At 40.4% G+C, this 23,170-nt stretch carries 19 protein-coding genes and 1 tRNA gene; 4 read left to right on the top strand and 16 right to left on the bottom strand.

The window, feature by feature from the left end:
* Positions 1-39: 39 nt before the first annotated feature.
* The 4 genes from FCN14_RS07925 to FCN14_RS07905 form a co-directional block, all read right to left on the bottom strand.
* A complete protein-coding gene (locus FCN14_RS07925; RefSeq protein WP_138430658.1) occupies positions 40-357 on the bottom strand; it encodes a YtxH domain-containing protein in 318 nt (105 codons plus the stop codon).
* A 200-nt stretch (positions 358-557) separates the two neighbouring features.
* Positions 558-3,632: an efflux RND transporter permease subunit gene (locus FCN14_RS07920; protein WP_138430657.1), complete on the bottom strand. Its 3,075-nt coding sequence runs from the start codon at positions 3,630-3,632 to the stop codon at positions 558-560.
* Between the two features lie 12 nt (positions 3,633-3,644).
* Positions 3,645-6,920, bottom strand: coding sequence for an efflux RND transporter permease subunit (locus FCN14_RS15945; protein ID WP_246043128.1), 3,276 nt, complete (start codon positions 6,918-6,920; stop codon positions 3,645-3,647).
* 19 nt (positions 6,921-6,939) lie between these two features.
* Entirely contained in the window at positions 6,940-8,172 is a 1,233-nt protein-coding gene (locus tag FCN14_RS07905; RefSeq protein ID WP_171032843.1) for an efflux RND transporter periplasmic adaptor subunit, read from the bottom strand.
* 241 nt (positions 8,173-8,413) lie between these two features.
* Between FCN14_RS07905 and fsa the strand changes: the two genes are divergently transcribed.
* A complete protein-coding gene (gene fsa, locus FCN14_RS07900; protein ID WP_138430655.1) occupies positions 8,414-9,076 on the top strand; it encodes a fructose-6-phosphate aldolase in 663 nt (220 codons plus the stop codon).
* A gap of 65 nt (positions 9,077-9,141) precedes the next feature.
* Here fsa and FCN14_RS07895 read toward each other — a convergent pair whose 3' ends face one another.
* The 4 genes from FCN14_RS07895 to FCN14_RS07880 all read right to left on the bottom strand — a co-directional run bounded on the left by FCN14_RS07895 (position 9,142) and on the right by FCN14_RS07880 (position 13,338).
* Positions 9,142-10,710 (bottom strand): amidase, encoded by a 1,569-nt coding sequence (locus FCN14_RS07895; RefSeq protein WP_138430654.1) that lies wholly within the window; start codon positions 10,708-10,710, stop codon positions 9,142-9,144.
* 95 nt (positions 10,711-10,805) lie between these two features.
* Entirely contained in the window at positions 10,806-12,284 is a 1,479-nt protein-coding gene (locus tag FCN14_RS07890) for a phytoene desaturase (RefSeq protein ID WP_138430653.1), read from the bottom strand.
* A gap of 71 nt (positions 12,285-12,355) precedes the next feature.
* Complete coding sequence (locus tag FCN14_RS07885; RefSeq protein WP_281280647.1) at positions 12,356-13,024, bottom strand: septal ring lytic transglycosylase RlpA family protein; 669 nt, start codon at positions 13,022-13,024, stop codon at positions 12,356-12,358.
* Between the two features lie 241 nt (positions 13,025-13,265).
* Positions 13,266-13,338 (bottom strand) — tRNA-Thr (locus FCN14_RS07880).
* 164 nt (positions 13,339-13,502) lie between these two features.
* Here FCN14_RS07880 and FCN14_RS07875 point away from each other — a divergent pair.
* The gene (locus tag FCN14_RS07875; protein ID WP_138430651.1) at positions 13,503-14,120 is read left to right on the top strand and encodes a rhomboid family intramembrane serine protease; all 618 of its coding nucleotides are present in this window, start codon (positions 13,503-13,505) and stop codon (positions 14,118-14,120) included.
* 20 nt (positions 14,121-14,140) lie between these two features.
* Here FCN14_RS07875 and serC read toward each other — a convergent pair whose 3' ends face one another.
* Both serC and FCN14_RS07865 read right to left on the bottom strand, forming a co-directional pair.
* Positions 14,141-15,220 carry a 3-phosphoserine/phosphohydroxythreonine transaminase gene (gene serC / locus FCN14_RS07870; protein WP_138430650.1) on the bottom strand — a complete coding sequence of 360 codons (1,080 nt, stop codon included), beginning with the start codon at positions 15,218-15,220 and terminating at the stop codon, positions 14,141-14,143.
* Between the two features lie 29 nt (positions 15,221-15,249).
* Positions 15,250-16,458 carry a DUF1015 domain-containing protein gene (locus FCN14_RS07865; RefSeq protein ID WP_138430649.1) on the bottom strand — a complete coding sequence of 403 codons (1,209 nt, stop codon included), beginning with the start codon at positions 16,456-16,458 and terminating at the stop codon, positions 15,250-15,252.
* 168 nt (positions 16,459-16,626) lie between these two features.
* Between FCN14_RS07865 and FCN14_RS07860 the strand changes: the two genes are divergently transcribed.
* Together FCN14_RS07860 and FCN14_RS07855 are read left to right on the top strand one after the other, a co-directional pair.
* Positions 16,627-16,947 (top strand): DUF1844 domain-containing protein, encoded by a 321-nt coding sequence (locus FCN14_RS07860; RefSeq protein WP_246043127.1) that lies wholly within the window; start codon positions 16,627-16,629, stop codon positions 16,945-16,947.
* Between the two features lie 5 nt (positions 16,948-16,952).
* Entirely contained in the window at positions 16,953-17,390 is a 438-nt protein-coding gene (locus tag FCN14_RS07855; protein ID WP_138430648.1) for an NUDIX hydrolase, read from the top strand.
* A 94-nt stretch (positions 17,391-17,484) separates the two neighbouring features.
* On the opposite strand, the gene FCN14_RS07850 is transcribed toward FCN14_RS07855, so the two are convergent.
* The 6 genes from FCN14_RS07850 to proS form a co-directional block, all read right to left on the bottom strand.
* Positions 17,485-18,138, bottom strand: a complete 654-nt coding sequence (locus FCN14_RS07850; RefSeq protein WP_138430647.1) for an energy transducer TonB — start codon at positions 18,136-18,138, stop codon at positions 17,485-17,487.
* A gap of 192 nt (positions 18,139-18,330) precedes the next feature.
* Positions 18,331-18,984, bottom strand: coding sequence for an energy transducer TonB (locus FCN14_RS07845; protein ID WP_138430646.1), 654 nt, complete (start codon positions 18,982-18,984; stop codon positions 18,331-18,333).
* 91 nt (positions 18,985-19,075) lie between these two features.
* Complete coding sequence (locus tag FCN14_RS07840; RefSeq protein ID WP_212747584.1) at positions 19,076-19,420, bottom strand: VanZ family protein; 345 nt, start codon at positions 19,418-19,420, stop codon at positions 19,076-19,078.
* A 44-nt stretch (positions 19,421-19,464) separates the two neighbouring features.
* Positions 19,465-20,985, bottom strand: coding sequence for an NAD(P)H-hydrate dehydratase (locus FCN14_RS07835; RefSeq protein WP_138430644.1), 1,521 nt, complete (start codon positions 20,983-20,985; stop codon positions 19,465-19,467).
* Complete coding sequence (locus FCN14_RS07830; RefSeq protein ID WP_138430643.1) at positions 20,979-21,659, bottom strand: hypothetical protein; 681 nt, start codon at positions 21,657-21,659, stop codon at positions 20,979-20,981. The genes FCN14_RS07835 and FCN14_RS07830 overlap by 7 nt, the downstream gene beginning before the upstream one ends.
* Positions 21,660-21,671: 12 nt before the next feature.
* Complete coding sequence (gene proS / locus FCN14_RS07825) at positions 21,672-23,138, bottom strand: proline--tRNA ligase (RefSeq protein WP_138430642.1); 1,467 nt, start codon at positions 23,136-23,138, stop codon at positions 21,672-21,674.
* Positions 23,139-23,170: the final 32 nt, after the last annotated feature.

Genomic DNA, 23,170 nt, shown 5'->3' with positions numbered 1-23,170 from the left:
AACCGGAGGCTTTAAAAAAATTTGGAAAGAAAGTGACTATTAATCAGCTTTGTTCTCACCCTCTTTAGTATCTTCAATAGTATTAAGGAGATCTTCTGCTTCACGAATTAAATCTTCTGCACGATCTTTCGCATCTTCTACTACTAAATCCCCTTTTCGTTTCGCCTCAGATATGGACTTTTTCTCGTCGGAAAGTTTATCAATGAGGTGAGTGAGCTCATCTAGGTAGTTACTAAGTCTGTAGGAGAGAACATCACGGGTGTTACTTCCTTTATCGGGTGCATATAATAGTGCGATAGCTGATCCCACAAGAGCACCTGATATTAGGCCAAGTGTAAAATCTTTTGATTTACTCATAATAATATGATTTAAAATTTAATCTCGTTTTCTAGATGCTTTGCATAAATATACAATCTTTTTGTCCAATATTTCCATCTTCTTATTAAATCTCAGAGGTAATACATGTAACGTGAATTTTGAATAATTGTTTTGATAAGAATAGATTATCAGTCTAAAAAATTGATTATAGATCATTGACAATGTACTGACTGAAAGTATTATTTAGAAGAAGTTCTGTATTCATTGATCGCGTTTCTTCTTTTTTTACTGATCCCCATTACAAAGGCGGGAATGATATAAAGTGTCAAAACTGAGCCGAAAAAGAGGCCGCCAATAACAGCACGTGCAAGCGGTGCCCAAATTTGGGCACCGGTACCGATGGCTAATGATAAAGGTATCATTGAACAGATAGTGGTAAGGGCTGTTAAAAGAATAGGGCGAAGTCTTCTTTTACATGCTTCAATTACATTGTTGAAAAGTGAATCGGAGTGTTCATTATATTTCGAATACAAGTGCATATAATCAACGAGAACGATACCATTATTAACAATAATACCTACGAGCATAAACATACCAATATAGGCAGTAGCACTCAGTGGGGTTTGTAATATCCAAAGGCCCACTAAAGCACCAAAGAATGCAAGCGGTATAGTGAACCAGATGATAAAGGGGTCACGAAAGTTCTCAAATAAAGATGCCATAATCATGTATGTAAGTAATATGGCAAATATCAGAGATCGTAATATTTCAAAAAAGCCTTCCTCAGAGTCACGGGTCCCTCCGGTAAACTCGTAACGGTAGCCCTCGGGTAATATAATTTCTTCTTTGAGGAAAGAAGTTATCTGTTCTCGGTATTCGCTGGGATTTCCATCTACTTCGATATTAATATCCAGTACAGTTTCTCGATCTCGACGTTCAATAGAGTTAAAGCCCTCTGCACTTACAAATTTTCCTAGCCCGGCAACAGGAATACGTTGACTATCCGCCTGAATTAACTCAAGATCATAAAGCTGTTCACGGCTTGTAAGGGAAGATTTATTGGCTCGTACTTCAATAGGTATTTCTCTTCCTTCTTGGCGTAGAAATCCTACTCGTGTTCCTTGGACTTGTGTTTTTAAAGAACGCGCAACTTGATTAAGCGAGCTTCCTACCCGGCTAATACGTTGTCTGTCTACATAATATCTAAGTTCGGGTGTGCGGTCTGTCCAGCCATTATCGACAGAAATAACAGTTGAATCTTGAAGTAAGTTTCTTTCAATTTTGTCTGATATACCTTGTAATATATCAATATCAGGACCTACTACACTCAAGCGGATTCCGCTGCTAAAGCCGGAAAAACCACCGCTCCCTCGAATATTTACTTCTACACCCGGTGCTTTAAGAGTTTGGCGAAGGTTTGCTGAAAATTTATTCGTAGTAATATCACGCTTATCAGCTTCAATCAGATTAATATTGAGTTCTCCTTCATTGGTCCGTTGATTCCATCCACTTTGGCCTATTTGAGTAATAACGGTTTCAACCACCTCTTTTTGCTTGAGTTCTTCACTAAAGCTACGGAGAACCTGTGCTGTTTTAACAAGTTTTGTACCGGTAGGTAGTTCAACCCCAACAGAGATCTGGCCACTATCAGTATCCGGCAAAAATTCAGATTCAAGATTTGAAAATAGAAGGTATGTTCCTCCAAGAATTAATGAAACAAAAACGATTGTTGTCCACTTATGAAACATGAGCCAACGGAGTGAATCTTCATACCAGTTTTCAATCTTATGAATAGCCTGGAATGAGGAACTGTGACGTTGAAACTCTTCTTTATTCAGAAAAAGTAGAGCTAAAACAGGGACCAATATGATGGAGGCTAAGAAAGAGATTGCAATAGACATGCTGATTGTTATGGCGAACTGAGCAAAAAACTGACCTGCAACTCCAGACAATCCGATTATGGGAACAAAAACACCTAATGTGGTCAATGTTGCCCCCAGCAGCGCTCCGATCACTTCGTTTGTTCCCTCCAGTGCTGCCTGCATTTTTGGAAGATTTTCTTCGAGTTTACGAGCAATACTTTCTGAAACAACAATAGCATTATCAACAAGTAAGCCAATGGCAAGCGCAAGAGCAGTAATCGTCAAGATATTAAGAGTAAGTCCTGCCGCATACATCGCTGCAAAGGTAGCGGTCACCGAAACGGGAATGGAAGCCGCTACCACTAATGAAATTCGCCATCCGCCCAAAAATATGAGAAGTACTATTATAACTACGATAAGGGCGGCTAAAGCTGACTGGGTGAGGTTAGAGATGGAATTTTCAACATTTTGACCATCGTTGGTAAGTACTTGTAAGCTGACACCTTTTGGTAGATTGGCATTAATGGTATTGAGCTGAGTGGTTACGGCATTTGCCACATCTAGTGTATTAGCGTCAGACTTTTTGTATATATCAAGAGTAACACTGTTTTTGCCATTGATTTCAACGAGCGTAGAGATATCGGCGAAGCTATCGCTGACATTCGCTACATCTTTAATACGTATGGGAACATCATTATTATTTGTTTTGATAATCGTTTGTTTAATCTCTTCTACTTGCCCATACATCGACTGTGCCCTAATGCTATAGCTTTTTGTACCTGCCACAATATCGCCCACAGGAACCTGCACATTATTAGACCGTAGTGCGTTCTCTAGGTCTGATGGAACCAGGCGATGTTGTGCCAGGGACATAGGGTCTACATTCACAAATATTTTGCGTTCAAGTCCACCCCGGGTATCAGCTGAGGCTACCCCTTCCAGTCGCTCGATACGCGGTTCAACGAACTCTATTCCAAGGCGTCGGAGTTTATCAAGACCTTTTTGTTCGGCTTCAAGGCTAAGCCGCATGATGGGCATATTTTCGGGATCAAACTGGAATATAATCGGTTCGGAGGCTTCGGCCGGTAGTTCATTTCTAATCCGCGATATGGCTTCCCGCACCTTCAGTTCCGTTCGGCGTATATCGATGCCATTTTTGAGTCTAAGGATGATAAAAGCGCTACCCTTGTCAATGTTCCCATCCATGGTTTCGATACCCTGTATGGCTGATACCGCGCCTTCTATTGGCTCGACTACGAGTTCTTGCATGTCTTCAGGAGCAACATTGCCATAGGTGGTCTGTATAGCAAGCACCGGGATATTAAAAGAAGGATACATTGTGATTTTAAGATTCGAGAGCGCAAATGACCCAAAGCCGATAATCACTAGTGTAGCCATGATCACTGTGATAGGTCGTTTAAGTATACGTTCAGCTAACGAAAACTTTTTCATAGCAGTATTGAATTAGGAAACTTCAGTTTGAAGGAGAGGGTCTTCTTTATGCACCGCATCAAAGCCGAAGTTCTCGACCATACTGTTTATCAGTTTGTATAAGCAGGGCACTACAAAAAGCATTAGCAGAGTGGACATGCCCAGTCCGCCAATAACCGTTCTTGCCATAGGGCTCCAGGTTTCCGAGCCTGACCCAAGTTCAAGGGCCAGCGGTACCATTGAAAGAATAGTGGTAAAGGCAGTCATCAAAATAGGTCGTAATCTTCGGGTAGCTCCTTCAACAATTGCTTGGTGTCGTGAATAAGCACGAGCTTGTAATATTTTGATGTAATCAATCATGACAATTCCATTATTTACCACAATACCAGATAACAAAATTAGACCAACCATTGAGGTTACACTGATAGAGGTGCCGGTAATCCAGAGGATTAGTAAAACTCCCGTTAGAGCAAGCGGTATAGTTAGTATAATAATAAAGGGTTCTACTAAGCTCTCGAACTGCGAGGCCATAACCATATATGTGAGTATTCCCGCAATCATGAATGCCAGTACCAAAAAGTTGAAGGATTCTTGTTGCTCTTCTGCTGAGCCGGCTATTTCATATCGATATCCTTCGGGCCAATTAATATTCTCTAGCTTTTCCCGGCTTTGCACTGATGCTGCTTTGAGGTCCATTTCTGATAAGTCGGCAGATACTTCAGTAACACGCTCTTGGTTAATTCTTAAGATATTTGTAGGCCCTTGATAGCGTTCGATTCGGGCTAGGTTAGATAGAGGTACCCAACCATTGGAAGGAGTTTGAATTTGTAAATTTCGAAGGTCTGATACAGCTGCTTTATCCAGTTCATCCAGTTGAACGAGTACCTCAAATTCAACTCCCTTGTCAACATAGGTTGTTGCAATATTGCCTTTGATGGCGTTGCTGAGTGCATTAGCTACATCTGAAGTGGTCATTCCGATACGAGAAATTCGCTCTCGATCCATGGTTACGCGCAGTTCGGGACGCCCTTGGTCGGCGGTGCTAAAGACATTTACAATTCCATCAATCTCACGAAGTTTTTGTTTTACACCATTGGCCAGATCTTCTTTTGTTTGCGGTTCATAACCATAAATTTGGACTACCAGCCCACTTTCACCTTCAGGGCTTAATGGATCTTGCTGAATTTCTTTAATATTAGTTCCAGGAACATCTTCAAGCTTTTTAAGCAGACTGGATACAATGACGGATTCTGATCGTTTTCGTTGATCTTGAGAAACCAGTTCAACACTAATGGTTCCTTGATAGCCGCCGGGGCTGTCTGCACCTTCTATTCCTTCTTTATCTCCAAAGTCTGCGACTACTAGTTTCGCCTCAGGTACATTTTTGTTGATTATTGATTCTGCCTGGGCAATTGATCGTTCCAGCTCGATGAGGCTAACCCCAGGATTTCGTTGTACATCCAGAATAAAGGAGTTATCATCAACCTTTGGAAAAAACTCTCCCCCCAGCTGATTAAAAATGGGAAGAGTTACCAAGAATAAAATTACTGCTGATATTATAACAGTCCCACTGTTATTGAGGAGTGAATCTAATCTGCGTTTGTAAGATTGCTCTAATCTATCTAGAAAGTTACTGGTAACTGGGGCAATTTTGTTACTAAAGAAGGAAGCGATACTGTTCCCGACCAGTCGAATTATCCAAAATATTGGATATAGAATAGCACCTAATAATAGAAGCGGAGAAGCAAGAATGCGCTTATATATATTACCACGGCTCCAATCCAGAAGTTGCTTTAGGTAAGAGTCTTTGTTCTTTTGTTCACCCTCTTCATCAGTATCTAATAGAATTGAACTCATCATAGGTATTAAAGAGAGTGCTACCAGCGATGATACGATAAGTGCGAAGGAGATAGTAAGAGCTAAATCGCGAAACAAGAATCCCGCAATACCAGGTACAAAGAGAATTGGAATAAAGACAACGAGTGTTGTAAGTGTTGAAATAACGACTGGGACTGCTACTTCCTGAGCTCCAAAGACAGAGGCTTTGCTTTTATTATGGCCCTCTTCTTTGAAACGGAAAATATTCTCCAGAACTACAACAGCATCATCCACGACCATACCTACAGCAAGGGTAAGTCCTGAGAGTGAAATGATATTCAGGCTAAGATCTGTCCAGTCCATAATACTGAAAGTGGAGATAATCGATACAGGTATTGAGATAGCTATAATAAGAGCAGATCTACCACTGTGTAAGAAAGCCAATAAGATAAGAACCACCAGGATAATGGCCTGTAGGCCTGTCCAAAGTAGGTTGTCAATAGACATTTCTATAAATTCGGCCTTGTTTGTCAATACATCCACTGCAACTCCACTGGGAAGAGGTTTTTGGAGGTCATCAAGATTTTCGACAACTGCATTTGCAGTAGTTACAACATTAGCATCACTTTGCCGATATACATTGATGATAACCCCTTTATTATAATCAACATGCACATCGCCAATAGGCTGAGCAACTCCATCTTCTACATCAGCAACATCTTTCAGGCGCAGAGGTTTATCATCTGTTTGCGCAATAACAGTATTGCGTATCTGGTCGACATTTTTAAATTCACCAATGGTCCTCAGTGAATATATAGTACGGCCTTCTATGAGCTCGCCGGCTGGAATCTGGATATTCTCTTGTTCAAGTTTATTAGCAATGGTAGAGATATCTAACCCATAGGTGCGCATCTGCTCATTGCTGATATCAATATTGATTTGGCGCTCATAGCCGCCGGCTGTTTCACTGGAAGCTACCCCTGGTATTCGTTCAAGTCGCTGCTCAATCTGCTGGCGAGCCATGGTACGAAGTTCTCTAGGGCTCTGGGTTTTAGAGGTTAAGGTCAGAACCATAATTGGTTCTTGGTTTGGGTCATACGAAAAAACAATCGGCTGTTCAGCGTCGTCGGGTATGGTTCGCCTTACAAAGTCAAGCTCTTTACGTACGTCTGATTCTGCTTGGTAAAGGTTGGTACCCCAGTTAAATTTTAGTTTAACGACAGAGGCACCTTGTTTGGACGATGATCGTACTTCACGAACTCCACTAATGCTACCTACAACTTCTTCTATGGGACGGGTGACAAGGGTTTCCATATCTCCCGGTGCTACCCCTTCATAAGTGGTGTAAACTGTAATTGTTGGAAATGAGACATCCGGATAAAGGTTGAGCCGCAGGTTTGACAGCCCAAAAAGGCCAAAACCGATGACGATAAGACTCGTCATAAAAAAAGTAACAGGCCGCTCAACCGCTTTTCTTGCTAGAGCTTTCATAGATAGTATGTATTCTTTATTACGAGGTTGAGCTTGTATCTTGTGATGTCGCCTTAGTTTCTTCCTCTGTCATATTATCAATCGGAACTTCTTTTTGAGAGGGATTAAAGTTTTGAGGATCAGCAATGCGTACCTTTGTACTGTCAGATAACCCATTTTGGCCTGTTGTGACAATTTCATCACCGGCCTTAATGCCTCTGATAATTTCGACTTTATCTCCTTGTTCAATTCCCAATGTAATATCACGTTGTAGTGCAAGTGAATCATCTTCAACAATAAAAACCGAATAGCTCCGATCTAGTTGGATCGTATTTGATTCAGGTTCAATAAGAGTTTGTACATTCTCGACTAAGGCAGAACGGGGAATAACCACGGCATTGTTATGAGTTTTTACTGTGATATTAGATTCTACCAAGACTCCTTGATAAATAGATTGTCCGGTTTCAGTGAGGCTTATGACAACTTCTCCAAGGCCGGTAGAAGCGTCCAGGCGGGGACTTATCTGTGTAACACGCCCTTTGCCACTGACATTTGATTGGTTGGATACACGGAAGCTAACTTCTTGTCCGATCTCAACATCCCGCCATTCTTCCATCGGAAGGTGAACGCGCGCTTGAAGGCCAATAAGGTTTGCAACTTCATACGCTACTTGTCCGTTACTGGCCAGGTCACCTTCAGAGATATTGCGACTGAGAACAACTCCGTACACTGGGGATGTTATCTCAGTGTTAGCTAGGTTCTCTCGGCTCTCGGTAAGATTAGCTTTAGCCGATTGGAGCTGAGCTTTGCTGCTTTCAAAGGTCGCTTTTGCATTATCAAATTCTGTAGAGCTAATTAAGTCTTTTCTATGCAGTTCCTTTTGACGTTGAAATTGCAGGCTGTCCCGAACATACGATGCACGGTTCTGTTCAAGTTGTGATTTCGCCTGTTGGTATTGGTCACGATAAGTGGCATCATAAATTTTGGCGAGTACATCTCCTTGTTGGACGGTATCGCCAAGGTCGGCATAAATTTTTGTTATACGATTTGAAACCTGGGGAGTAACTTCCACAATCTCTTGTGCCCGAACATTACCAAACGATTTTATTTGTTGGGAAATATCCTGGGTTGAAGCTGTTATAGTTTCAACACTTGTTGCATCTTCTTCTTGATTATTTCCTCTAAAGTTGTTGGTAGGTTCGCCGGAGCTACCGCCACAGGCCTGAATAAAAATGACAAATAAGGGAACAAATACGTACTGTAAATTTTTCACTGGATCCATTTTTAATGATATAGATGTTAAGCAACAGTTGCCTTACGAGAGGATACAGCAAATGATTCACTATAACGACAGATTAAGATAGAAATTGATGATTTTTAATTTTTTTAACATTCGAAGTAGCGTTTGAGTTCTGTAAAATATAAATAATTAATAAGGTGTTGCTTTAAGAAAGAGGTATAAAATTTGTTATTTTTAGCCTACCATAAATAATCACAAAGCCACTAAGCTAAATATGAAATTTTTTATTGACACCGCCGACCTTGATGAGATTCAAGAAGCCCATGACTTGGGTGTTTTGGATGGAGTAACAACAAACCCAAGTTTGTGTGCAAAAATAGGAGTTGCTGATTTTGAAGGGCATATTGCAAAAATCTGTAACTTAGTTGATGGGGATGTTTCGGCAGAAGTTGTTTCTACAGAATATGAAGAGATTATGGCCGAAGCGCGTAATCTGGCCAAGATAGCAGATAATGTAGTAGTCAAGGTGCCGCTTATTAAAGATGGTATAAAAGCGATTCGTAGCTTATCTGATGAAGGCATTCGAACGAATTGTACCCTCTGCTTTTCTGCAACCCAAGCACTATTAGCTGCAAAAGCGGGAGCAACATATATTTCTCCATTTATTGGTCGTCTTGATGATATTTCTGATGACGGAATGCAGCTAATTGCTGATATTGTAACTATCTATGAGAATTACGATTTCGAAACGGAAGTATTGGCAGCAAGTATCCGTCATCCTATGCATGTATTCGAATCAGCACGGTTGGGTGCAGATGTAGCTACCATGCCGCTTAAAGTTATTGACCAGTTAATGCATCATCCACTAACAGATCGCGGACTTGAGCGATTTTTGGCTGACTGGGATGCCTTGCAAGAAGAGCTCGAAAGTAAATAAATATTCCTTATTGATTTTTAATCCCCCGTCATATCGTTATGTCGGGGGTTTTTTAATGTAGCCTGTTATTTGATGTTTGCTATCGAAGGAGGCACTCGAATATTTGTAGCTTGCTCAAATGCATATGCGATTTCTAAAAGCTTTGGTTCACTCCATGCTTTGCCAAAAAATGAAATGCCAACAGGCAGATCATCAATATATCCCATGGGAACAGTTATATTCGGATAACCTGCACGTGCAGCAGGACTACTTGAGGAAACGGAGAAATTATCCCCATTAATTAAATCTGTTTTCCAGGCGGGGGCTCCGGTAGGACTCACAATGGCATCCAGGTTGTTCTCTTGCATCACCCTGTCAATGCCTTTTTCACGAGCATATTTAAGCATCTTCTTAAGTGACTTAGTGTATTCCTCGGAATTGAGCTCTCCCTTTTCACTGGCCTTAATCAGTAAGTCGTGGTCGAAGTATTGCATTTCAACAGAGTCGGCAAGTGTTAATTTGATAAGTTCGTCAAGATTGTCAACAGGGGCATCTGATCCCAACGATTTAAAATACTTGTTTAGCCCATCTTTGAATTCATAGAGTAAAACCTGGAATGAATCTCCTCCGATATTCTCTTTTGTAATCGTTTCCAATTCTACAATTTTGGCACCCTGCTCTTTCAAAACACGAATTGTTTGATGCATCAAGGTGTCTACTCGATGATGCTGACCAAGTGGTCCCGTCCAAAACCCAATTCTTTTTCCTTTAAGACCGTCTTTATTAAGGAATTTTGTATAATCGTTTACAAAATTACCCTCACTTTTTAACGTCTTAGAATCAACTTGGTCTATGCCAACCATTGTACCTAAAGCAATAGCTGCATCAGTAACTGTTCTTGCCATAGGACCGGGCGTATCTTGTGTGAAGGAAATAGGAATAATACCTGATCTACTGAGCAGTCCCACCGTAGGTTTTATGCCAACTAGTCCATTTGCAGAGGAAGGACAGGTGATGGAACCGTTGGTTTCTGTACCAATTCCCCAAACAGCTAAATTGGCAGAGATTGCTGCACCTGTTCCAGAACTTGATCCGCACGGATTACGACTAAGATCATAAGGATTATTTGTTTGTCCACCCAAACCACTCCACCCGCTGGAAGAAAAACTGCTGTGGAAATTGGCCCATTCACTTAAGTTACTTTTTCCTAGAATAATGGCTCCAGCTTCTCGCAACTTTTGGGTGATAAAAGCATCATCCGGAGGTATGGACCCTTCCATCGGGCGTGCTCCGCCAGTGGTAGGCATATCATGGGTGTCTACATTATCTTTCAAAACAACAGGTATGCCATGAAGCGGTCCGCGCTTGTTGCCTTTGGCAAGCTCAGCATCAAGTGTTTTAGCTTTCTCAATGGCATTGGCATTGAGAAACAGCATAGAATTAAGGGCAGGCCCATTTTGATCTATTTCCTCAATACGTTCCAGATAAGCTTCCGTCACATCAACAATGGAATAATCACCATTTTGATAGCCATTTTGTAGCTCCGTAATGGTGATTTCTTCAAGACCAAGTTGTTGAAACTTTGATTCCTTGGGTTGGCACGCAACAATAAAGAAGAGAAGTGAGAATAAAAGATACGCTTTTTTAAATCCCATAATGGAAAAGGTATAATGGTTATTGTAATATACTTGCCATAGCAAATATATAAGAGATGCAGAGCAATTCCAGTTATCTCCTGATTAAACTAGAATTAAGGATTGCAAATCAGTTGTTCCGCAATCTTGGCTGAGGAAAGAACGCCCGGTAACCCTGCTCCAGGATGTGTACCAGCGCCGACAAAAAACAGATCATCAATATCTTCTGATTTATTATGTGGCCGGAACCATGCTGATTGCGTTAGTATCGGTTCTACTGAAAAAGCTGAACCTTTGAAACTATTAAGAGTTTGTTTAAAGTGCAGGGGATCAATATGATGTTCTACTACAATATTTTCTTCCAGATTGGGCAGATAATTTTCTTCTAAAAAGTTAATGATGGCATCGCGATAGGGCTTAGCTTTGGCTTCCCAATCAGTTCCACTGTCAAGATGGGGAACGGGAGAAAGTACATAGAACCCTTCACAACCTTCTGGAGCCAATGAGGGATCTGTTTTGGTGGGCATATGGAGGTAGAGAGAAAAGTCTTCAGCCAGTTTTTTATCGTGGAAAATATCAGACAGCAATTCTCGGTAGCGTTCACCCAAGATAATATTATGGTGTTCCAGTTCTGAATTAAGGTAACGCCTTTTGGTACCGAAGTATATCACAAAAAGAGACATACTGTATTTCATCCGTTCAATCTTTCTGTTACTATAGGTGCTGCGATCCTTTGCATCAATCATATGGCGATATGTAAAGGCGACATCTGCGTTAGAGACGACCTGATTTGCTTTATACTGGGATCCATTGGTAAGTTGAATGCCTGTTGCTTGACCCTCTTTCACTAAAATCTTGTCTACTTCGGCATTGAGATGTATTGTCCCCCCTTGCTCCTTGATAAGCCGCACTAAGGCATTTACAATGGCTCCTGTGCCCCCCATGGCATAGTGCACTCCCCATTCCCGCTCCAAGTAGTGAATCATGGCGTAAATCGAGGTAGTGTCAAAAGGGTTTCCGCCTACCAATAGCGGGTGGAATGAAAAAACCTTCTTCAAAAAATCATCGTCAATAAACTTGGAGATGTATTGGTAAACCGTTTTGTGTGACTGGAGCTTAATAAGATCGGGTATAACTTTAATCATATCCCATAAGCTCAGAAACGGTTGGTCAGCCAACTCTACAAAACCTTTATTGAAGATAGCTTTAGTCGATTTTAAGAACTTAGTATATCCTTCTTTGTCATTGGGATTCCATTGCTCAATTTCATTAAGGACAAAGTCATGGTCCCCGTTGTAATCAAATTTTTCACCTTCAGCATTGAAGATGCGATAGAAAGGATCGCAAGGAACTAAGTCGAAATAATCCTCCCGTTTTTTGCCGGCAGCTTCAAAGATTTCATCAAACAAAAATGGTGCAGTAATAACCGTAGGGCCACCATCAAATTTAAACCCTTCTATTTCATAAACATAGGCACGGCCACCGGGCTTATCACGTTTTTCAAATAGTTCTACTTCATACCCTTGCGATAGCAGGCGTGATGCCGTTGCAAGTCCCCCAAAACCACTGCCGATGACAATAATTTTCTTCTTCATATATAAATTTTAAGTTTTAAAACAGATTGGTACAACCAGAAAGAGGGACGCTTCCATTCCCATGAATAGCATCAATTTTCAATTTGTTTAACGTAGCCTTCATATCCCTTTCTTTTAAGTTTACGTTGATTTTGCCGTGCCTCTGTTTTATCAGTATAAACGCCATAATAGACCCGATATACTGTTCCTTTTTGCAAGTTGACTGTTTCTACTCGAGCCCCTTTAATCTTTTGGGAGTGACTAAAGGCTTTGTTCTCTTTTTTATATGAAGCAAGTTGTACGGTATAGGTAGGTACTTTAAGATTTTGGGGGAGGGGGCCAGCCAGGTTTTCACTCATTAAAACTAGTTTTACATTAGCGGTGCCAGGACCAAGCATTTCTATCTTTTGTGCGGCTTTTTTAGAGAGATCGATAATTCGATCTTTTGCATAGGGGCCACGATCATTAATGCGGACTTGAACTGATTTATTGTTGTCTAGGTTCTGAACTTCTAATATGGTGTTAAACGGTAATGTGCGGTGAGCTGCCGTGAGACCATACATATCGTACTTTTCCCCATTGGCAGTCAGTTTTCCATGGAATTTTGGACCGTACCAGCTAGCTCTACCTTTTTCTATAACAGCTCCCTTTTTTAATGGTTTCGACTTGCCTTCGGCCTCAGTTTTATTAAAACGTGAGGTGGTACCACAAGAGGTGATAAAAAGAGCTACTAAAATTGTAAGTAGTAAAATATATCGCAAAATGTATGCTACTCTTCTTTTTCTTTTTAGCTGATAATATATTTTAGAGGAGTTAAAATCCGTATAAAAAAGGATTGTAACAACCTATATGTTGTATTCCCTAAGAAAATGGTTTTCTGCCCCTTGCTGCTACAAAAATAGATAAATATGGGAGTATAGATTTGAGGAAAGAAGATTCTGAAAGGTAGTTCTTGCGGCAGTTTTTGTTTTTAAACAAGCACTATTTTTTCTGAAAATATTGAGCCGAAGATCGGATTCGAACCGACGACCTACGCTTTACGAGAGCGTCGCTCTACCAGCTGAGCTACTTCGGCTAATAGATTCTCGGGAGCTATCTGCCTGTACATTTCATTAGTAGACGCATAATATAAACAGTATCGGCAAACGTTAGCAAGTAAGTTGCATGTAATTCAATCGAAAAATAAGATTGGCGATCGGGAATACTGTTGTCTATTTTCAGAGATCAAAAATTAGCTTTATGGAAAGTCTTATTTCAAATAGTCCCGTAACATTTTACTTATTGGCAACAACGATTATCGTTTCGTTAGTTGCTTTGTTTGTGTATCCTCCGCTAACAGAATGGGGATATCTAAGACCTTATCGAACAGTAAGAGAAAAATCATGGTATGAATTGTTAACCTCGGGATTCTTGCATGCCAATGTTGGTCACCTTTTTGTAAATATGTTTACACTCTACTTTTTTGGTACTGTAATGGAGCAGGTAATTGGGGGGAAATATCTTCTGGGACTATACTTGACCGGTTTAATTGTGGCAGGCATACCGTCCCTTGTAAAATTTAAGGATGATCCTAATTATGCTACATTAGGTGCATCGGGAGCAGTAGGTTCTGTCCTTTTTGCCTTTATTTTATTATTCCCAATGGAAGGAATTATGTTGATGTTAATACCTATTCCTATACCGGCAATTATCCTTGGTGTCTTGTACCTTGTTTACAGTATGTATGCAAGTAAACAGGAGAGAGGGAAGGTGAATCATGAAGCGCATGTGGCAGGAGCACTTTGGGGAATGGTTTATTTAATACTGTTTGTGCCGAATACGGTTGATCATATTTTAACCGTATTCGGACTTATCTAAACAGCGATCAAGAAATAGTATTAGCCGTTATTCTTCTTGAACTCTTTCATAAAGTTAACCAGTGCTTGGACACTTTCACGGGGACAGGCATTGTACATGCTGGCTCGGATTCCTCCAACACTTCGGTGTCCTTTGAGTGTCATAAGGTCATGTTCTTTTGCTTCAGATAAGAATTTTTCTTCAAGTTCTTCAGAAGGCAAGCGGAAAGTTGCATTCATTAAAGAACGAGAATCTTTTTCTACAGCGCCTCGGTAGAAATCGTCTCTATCGATCTCATCATAAAGCAACGCTGCTTTTTCTTCATTAAATTTTTTGAAGTATGAGAGTCCACCTTTGTTCTGAACCCATTCCAGTACAAGGTTAACCATATATACATTAAAAGTGGGAGGGGTATTAAAGATTTTTTCTGTATGGGTCTTGTACTGCAGAATGGTAGGTACATTCTCGGTATGGGCTTGGGCAAGAAAATCCTTGCTAATAATTACGATAGTAACACCGGCAGGTCCTACATTTTTCTGGGCTCCTGCATAAATGATACCATATTTTGACACATCGATAGGTCGTGAAAGCAGATCCGATGATGCATCACAAACTAAGGGTATGTCACCGGTTTCTGGTTCTGTCGAAAACTGTGTGCCCGCTACCGTATTATTAGAGGTAAAATGGACATATTCGGGACTATCACTTAGGTTCAACTCCTCATTGGAGGGGACACGATCATATCCGGAATCAGCACTTGAAAAGGGACGGTGCACATTTCCAAAAATATTGGCCTCTTTAATTGCTTTGTTCGACCAGCGACCGGTATCAATATAATCAGCTGTTTGGCCGTCGCGTAAAAAATTGAAGGGGGCCATCATAAATTGTGAACTCGCACCGCCTTGCAAAAACATGATTTCAAAATCATCACCCAGGCCAAGTAATTCAGTTAGGCGGGCTTTAGCTTGTTGGTCTATAGCCTCGTATTGAGGGCTTCGGTGACTAATCTCCATAATGGAGCGTCCCATACCTTGATATTCAGTGAGTTCTGCCTTGGCCTTATTTAATACTTCCAGAGGGAGTGTTGCGGGTCCTGCACTAAAGTTGTGAACGCGATTCATAGTAGTAAGAATTTAAAGATGTTAGGAAATTAAAAAGTGTGAACTAAAAGTCCGGATCGAAGTTTAGGTTCAAACCAAGTTGATTTGGGGGGCATCAGAAGACCTTCATCAGATACTTCTACAAGTTCTTCTATACTTGTAGGATACATGCTAATGGCCATTTGGGCATCACCATTATTGACAAGTTTTTCCAATTCTTCTGTGCCGCGTATGCCACCGACAAAAGAGATGTTGTTATCTCGTCTGGGATCCGTAATATCCAGCAGGGGAGATAGTAGATGTTCTTGCAGCCGATGCACGTCTAGCTGTTCTACGCTATTTGGATTGTCAGCAATCGGTAGTTCTAATGCATACCACTTATTGTTGATATAAATACTGATATTTCCCTTTTGGGATGGACTGGATGCGGCTCCGGCTGTCAATTCGAACTTCTGGCCCAATGTTTCTATGAAGTTATCCGGTATCGAATGGACTATTCGGTTATAGGCCATAATATTCATGTTCGACATGGGAAAAAGGACCGCGGGAAAGAAGTTATATTCTTCATCTCCTGTATGTGCATCGTTTTTTTCTTTTTCGACTGCAGCCGCGCGAGAGGCACTTTTGCAGCGATGGTGACCATCAGCAATATACAAGTTAGGTATAGACGAAAAAGCTTCTACAAAGGCATCAGAGTCTGAGGCCCGCCATACCTTGTGAACAACACCATCCTCTGCTTCAAAATTAAAAAGAGGTTCTTGTTGAACAGTTTCATCAATGAGTTCTTGTGTACGTTCATCATCCTTATAGGTAAGCATTACCGGTTCAGCATGGGCTTGCTGTGTCAGAAGATGTCGTGTCCGATCATCTTCCTTCTTAGGCCGGGTAAGTTCGTGTTTAAGAATAATTTCTTTATTATAATCATCGACAGACACACAAGAGAAAATTCCTGTTTGGGGTCGCCCTTGTCTAATTAGCTGATAAACATAAACGTGAGGTGTGTCCTCTTGGTGTAGTGTTCCATCAATTAAAAATTCTTTGAGGTTTTCGGCCCCCTTTTCATAAACACGATCTTCATGGGGGTCAGTGCCTTCGGGTAGATCTATTTCAGGACGTATCACATGCAAGAAGCTTTTAGGTTTGCCTTCTGCAAGGGTCCGTGCCTCCTCAACACTTATCACGTCGTAAGGTACACAGGCAATTTCTTCTACAGTATCGGGTATCGGTCGCCAAGCTTTGAAAGGATGTAAAATGGCCATTGGTGAATATATATGTGAGTGTAATGAATTAGATGTTTAGAGCCTCTAAAGGTACTTGGTTGTTTTCAATATTTAAAGAACTTTGTTGATAATTTATAGTTAGTGTTAATTAATTCTTTCCTTTAAAGATCTTATCTTAGGACCAAATTTTAATAAAAAAGACTTACAATGGACCAGAAAAAAATGAATGGCGATAATTTATCGGAAGATGAACAGCAGCAACTGCTTTTTATGATGCTTGTGCAACAACATCAGCAGATTGCTCAAATGGGGTTGGGGCAATTGGAGAACCCTCAGACCGGTGAAAAAGAACGCGAGTTAAAATCAGCAAAATTTGCCATTGATACTTTAGTGATGCTCCAAGACTATACTGAAGGCAATTTGCCTGATAAGCTTGATAATTATCTAACCGAAACTCTGAATAATCTTAGAGTAAGCTATGCTGATGAAAAAGGTAAAGAAGAAGGTGATTCTGGGGAGAGTGAATAATATTGATGGCAAATATTAAAGAAGTAACGGCAGCAGGCGGGGTCGTATTTCGGACAGTTGCACAGGACGCGCTTCAGGTAATTCTTATTTACAGAAGAGGAGTTTGGGATCTTCCCAAAGGAAAAAATGAAGAAGGGGAGACGATAGAGGAGTGCGCTGTTCGTGAAGTTGCAGAAGAGATCGGTTTATCTGGTCTGCCTGATATCGTTGGGGTTCTGCAGAACACCTACCACGAGTACCAACAGAATAATATCCGATATGGTAAAACTACCCATTGGTTTGCGATGCAATACAAAGAATGGGAAAAAGAAAAGCTGGTGCCTCAGTCTGAAGAGGGGATTGAAAAAGTAGAGTGGGCATCTGTTGAAGAAGCTATAGATAGAGTAGGTTATAAAAACCTTGTTGACGTGCTGGAATCATTCTCTTCTTGGGTTTCATCATAGAAACTAATTAAAGAATCGGAAGGGCCTATTTTTAACTATAAAAAAAAGGAGATACATCGTTTGATGTACCTCCCAATATAAAAGTGATTTATGGTTAGTTCTGCAGTCGGAAAGTTATTGGCAAACTATATTGCACACGGACTGCTTTCCCACGCTGACGACCGGGAACAAATTCGGCTTCTTTGACAACTCTTAAAGCTTCTTTGTCAGCACCACCGCCAATACCTCGAATTACACGGGGGTTCTCGACCTTACCATTTTCAGTTACAACAAACTGTATAATTACTCGTCCCTCAATACCAGCTTTTCGGGCCATTTCGGGATAGTTAATTTTCTTTTGTAGTGCAGCTAGGCCTCCTTTAAGTTGGGGCATTTGTTCTACAGCAACAAAAAAGTCTTCTTCATCTTCTTCCTCTTCAGGTGGTGGAGGCATCTCAAGGGGTTCGTCCAAACTCATTTCCGCATCCAGGTCAATACTTTGATCTTCAATAATTTCGTCGTTAGGTACTTCAACGGGTACCTGGGGGCGAGGAGGTGGAGGAGGGGTTTCTTCCTGCTTGGTTTGAACAATATCCTCCATTTTTGTGATTTCCTGCTCTTCCGTCAGGTCTGTATTAGGCTTTTCGGAAACGAACTCCACCTTCATTGCTACAATAAAAATGAGAAGTACTGCTACCATGCCCAACTGTAAAAAGACAGTGTAGTAGTTTCTCAGATCAGACTTAGGTTTCTTTCTGTCTGAACGCATAATTACCTCCGCGTAAAATTTTATAGAAAAAGTTTTTATTAGGAAACCTAATGAAACGAATAATTCTGTTAAATCTCCACTCTAATAACAGGAAAAACTTATTATTTGTTTCATTGGTTGCCTGTTAGAAATAAAACGTAAAAGGTGCGTCTTTATTATCATTAAGAATGATGTAACTCTCATCTTATACGGCTAATTATTCAGTTTAAACACTATGCTTTGTGACATTTGTACCGGCACAGCTCGTCCTCTTTGACGTCCAACCTTGAATTCAGCTTTTTTAAGAACGTCTTTAGCAGCTTGCACACAACCACCCCCTAATCCTCGAAGAACTTTTAAGTTTGTGGCTTGTCCTCTTCTATTTACGATAAACTGTATAACTAAACGTCCTTCTATTCCTGATCTTCGAGCTGCTTCAGGATAGGTTATATTTTTGTATAGCCATTCTTGTCCTCCTATCATTTTTGGCATCTGTTGAACTGCAATAAAGAAGTCTTCTTCATCTTCTTCCTCTTCAGGTGGTGGAGGCATCTCAAGGGGTTCGTCCAAACTCATTTCCGCATCCAGGTCAATACTTTGATCTTCAATAATTTCGTCGTTAGGTACTTCAACGGGTACCTGGGGGCGAGGAGGTGGAGGAGGGGTTTCTTCCTGTTTGGTTTGAATAATATCCTCCATTTTTGTGATTTCCTGCTCTTCCGTCAGGTCTGTATTAGGTTTTTTGGAAACAAATTCAACCTTCATTGCTGCAATTAATACAATGAGGACTAGAATAAGGCCTGTTTGAAAGAAAAGAGTATAGTAGTTGCGAAGGTCGTTAGTCGGTTCTTTGTAGTTATTTCTCATAGGCTATAATTATTATAAAGATAATACTAATAAGATAGTATTAATAAATAAAAGCCTCTATGAAAAGTCAAAAAAAGAATTTAGCTAGAAGCTATTCACTAGGGATGGTTTTCTTTAGCGCCCATACTGCAATCAAGCATCCAACGGTATCAGCAAGTAGATCGGCCCAGTCACCATGTCGGTTTAGCGGGAGCAGGTATTGTAAAACTTCTACTGCTAGACCAAAGGTAATTCCGATAAGACATATTACCCATAAATTTGTAGATGATTCCCATTGGATATCATGGTATAAACCGAGGATATAGGTCCAACTTCCAAAAAGAATTAGGTGGCCAATTTTGTCATAACTTATTAACTCACTATTAACAAAAGTACTGGATGGTAACAATGTTAGTACCAACATGACAAGTGTAAGTCCTATGATAGCAAGGGGCAATAAAAACCTATTTTTAGAAAGAAAGGAGTAAAACAAATTAATCTTCATATAAAGTCTGTAGGTTCAGGTAGTTCTTTATAATTTCTTAAAAATTGGTCAAGTTTTTGTTTCCCATTAAGTAGTCCCATCGCACAACTTTTATCTGTGGAATACCCCAATGCTAAATAGGCCGCAACTTTACCTGCAAGAACATCTCCATTACCGGCTCGGGCAAAAAAGCTTGTGTCGTAATTTGTTAAATAAGACTTAGGTTCTAGTGTTCCGATAATTCCAGGCATTCCTTTTGAAAGTATTGTTACTTGCTGTTGGTTAGATATTTTTTGTACAACCTGTAATCTTTGATAATCTGAATCGAGCTTATCATCCACAAGTTGTTTTAATTCTCCCGGATGCGGAGTTAATACCCAGCTTGCTCCCTTGGGTTTAGGCCATTTTGCTAATTGCCCCAGGCACCATAAGCCGTCAGCATCAATAAGAGTTGGTTTTCGATTTGTCGTCAGTATTGATTTTACAAACTCAACAGTACTATTGTTGCGCCCTATACCAGGGCCAAGAAGCAGTGATCCTTTTTTTTCTTTAATTATTTGTAAGGATTTTTCTGCATGCTCTTTTTTGAAAAAGAAATCATTTCTGTTTCCCACCGGTTTTTTTATGATTGAGGGCAATGTTTGCTCATAAATGGGAAGCGTGCCTCGGGGACAGATGAGAATCACTGCACCCAAGCCTTCTGCCCAAGCGCTCTTTGCTGCCATTATTGCTGCTCCAGTGAGACCCTCAGAACCAGCAATGATATAAAGTACGCCCGAATCATATTTATGTTTTCCTGTCGGCGATATATCGGTAGATACCCAGCTTTCATCTAGCAAGAAATTGCTACAGTTCTTTTTATACTTATGGGGAAATGGCAGTTTACAGTAATCTATTTTTCCTGTAAGGGCAGGTCCCTCTTCAAGGTAAAAGCCCTGTTTAAGGCCACCGAATGAGAACGTATGGTTTGCCTCCAGGGCAGTTCCCATTATTTCACCGGTGTTGGGATGCAAGCCAGTAGGAATATCCATTGCAAAAGTAGGTAGTTCTTGTTTGTTACACCATTTTATAGCCTCTGCATATTTCCCTCGAACATTACTATTTAATCCTGTTCCCAGTAGACCATCAACAATAAAGTCAAAGTTTTTAATCGGTTTGGCGTCATTCCAGTTTTCATACACGTTGAGTGTATTATCATGATCATATTTTTGGAGCAGCTCCAAGTTTCGTTTAGTATTTTCAGAGAGATCGGAACTGCCGCTAATAAAAACTACTGAGGCCTTAATCCCATTTTGTAAAAGATATCGAGCAAAAACTAAGGCATCCCCGGCATTATTTCCTTTTCCACAGAGGTAGAGCCCCTTAGAGAGCTGTTTGTAGTGATCGAGAAATAGTTGGCTTGCTGATTTACCTGCTATCTCCATTAATGTAAAACCATCAAATTGCATTTCTCCAATGGTCTTACGGTCTATCTCTTGACTTAATTCCGCAGTTAGTAAATAGTGAGAAGTCGGGGCATTCAAGCTAGTAGTTACCATATGGTTGTAAGTATGGTTAAATCAATAATAGTGAGCAAAAATCCCGTTACAGCGCCTCCGAGTAGTTCTGTCCATGTATGAATCTTTAAGTGATATCGAGCCCAAATCATTATTGGTAAAAGTAGTAAAAGGATAAATAATGATAAAATGAGGGCTGCATAAAATGATGATAGTATCTGATATTGAGAAATAAAAAAGAAAATTGCTGCAGTTGATGAAAGAGAAGCTGAATGTATGCTTATTTTCCAGTATAGGTTTACGACAAAGGCAATTGCAGCATTTATTAAAAAGGTTAAAGCAACTAACGGTATTATAGTATGGGTATGTTGTTTGGAATAAAAAAAGAGAAGAAAAGCAATGGCAGAAGATGCAAGTGAAATTAAAAAAAGTCTACTTCTTGATTCTCGTTCTGGCAGGTCAAGTGAAGAAATTGTATTCGTTTTTAATAAATAAAATGAAGTGCAAAGTGGTATTACAGTATAGAATATCAGCGATACACCCGTTATCCAGCCAACGGAAAGGTATGGCAGTTGCAGCTGTATAGCCAGCACTATTAAAACTAAAAGAGGAAGAAATAGAGGATTAAAAAGATCGGATATCAGGCCTGCTATGCCGGTGCTTTTAAAGCGTTGCTTAATACTAAATCTGTTTTCTGCTTCTGATATCCGATCCAATTTTATGTCGTTTTAGTAGGCACGGGCAAAGAGTACCTTTTGTTTTGAGGGCTTGCCCGTTATCATACATTCCCCTTCTTCACCATCTTCAAGTGGAATGCATCGAATAGTGGCTTTTGTTTCGTCTTTGATTTTTTCTTCTGTTTCAGCTGTACCGTCCCAGTGAGCATAAACAAATCCCCCTTGATCATCGAGCACCTTTTTAAACTCTTCATAAGAATCAACGGAATGGGTGTTATCTTGGATCCTTTTTTGTGCTGTATCAAAGAGTTTATCTTGGATGGTGTCAAGAAGATCATCTGCTTTTTGAGCAATTCCATTACGGTCAACAATCTTTTTGTTACCAGTATCTCGTCGTGCAAGTTCAACATTGTTATTTGAAAGATCACGAGGCCCAATAGTTAGGCGAAGCGGGATACCGGCTGCTTCATGTTCATTGAATTTCCAACCAGGACTCATGTTCTCGCGATGGTCAAGTTTAATTCGAATATCCAGTTCTTTCAGTTCATCCATAATTTCATGGCAATAATCGAGAACTTGTTCTTTTTGTTCATCATTTTTCCAGATAGGTACAATAACGACTTGGTTTGGTGCTAGCTTGGGAGGTAAGACCAAACCTTGATCATCAGAATGAGTCATGATTAAACCGCCAATGAGACGAGTAGAAACACCCCAGCTGGTTGCCCATACATATTCATGTTGCCCTTCTGAACTTTGAAACTTTACATCAAAAGCTTTAGCAAAGTTTTGCCCCAAAAAGTGTGAGGTTCCCGCTTGCAGTGCTTTATTGTCTTGTAGCAGTGTCTCAATGCAATAAGTGTCTACCGCTCCGGCGAAACGTTCAGACTCCGTTTTAACACCAGTTACAACCGGCATTGCCATATATTCTTCTGCAAAAGTACGATATACTTCAAGCATCTGTTTGGTTTCTTTTACAGCTTCATCTTTGGTAGCATGTGCTGTATGGCCTTCTTGCCACAAAAATTCCATAGTTCGCAAAAATAACCGGGTGCGCATCTCCCAACGGACTACATTCGCCCATTGATTGATCAGTATAGGCAGGTCGCGATATGATTGAATCCAGTTCCGATATGAATCCCAGATAATAGTTTCTGAAGTTGGCCGAACAATGAGTTCTTCTTCAAGCTTAGAATCCGGATCAACTTCGACACCATCATCCGAGCTTTGCAGTCGGCTATGAGTTACAACGGCACATTCTTTTGCAAAACCTTCTACATGTTGAGCTTCTTTTGATAGAAATGATTTAGGAATAAAAAGAGGGAAATAGGCATTCTCATGGCCCGTATCCTTGAACATCTGGTCAAGAGCATCTTGCATGTTTTCCCAAAGCGCATATCCATTGGGACGAATGACCATACACCCTCGAACAGGAGAGTGGTCGGCTAGCTTGCCTTCACGAATTATGTCTTGATACCATTGCGAAAAATCTTCGTCTTTACTGGTGATTTTCTTTGCCATGAGAGATATAAATATTCAATGCTTATAGTTTT

The sequence above is a fragment of the Fodinibius saliphilus genome, assembly GCF_005869845.1.
Lineage (GTDB): Bacteria > Bacteroidota > Rhodothermia > Balneolales > Balneolaceae > Fodinibius > Fodinibius saliphilus.
This window is presented reverse-complemented; position numbering and strand designations above follow the sequence as displayed.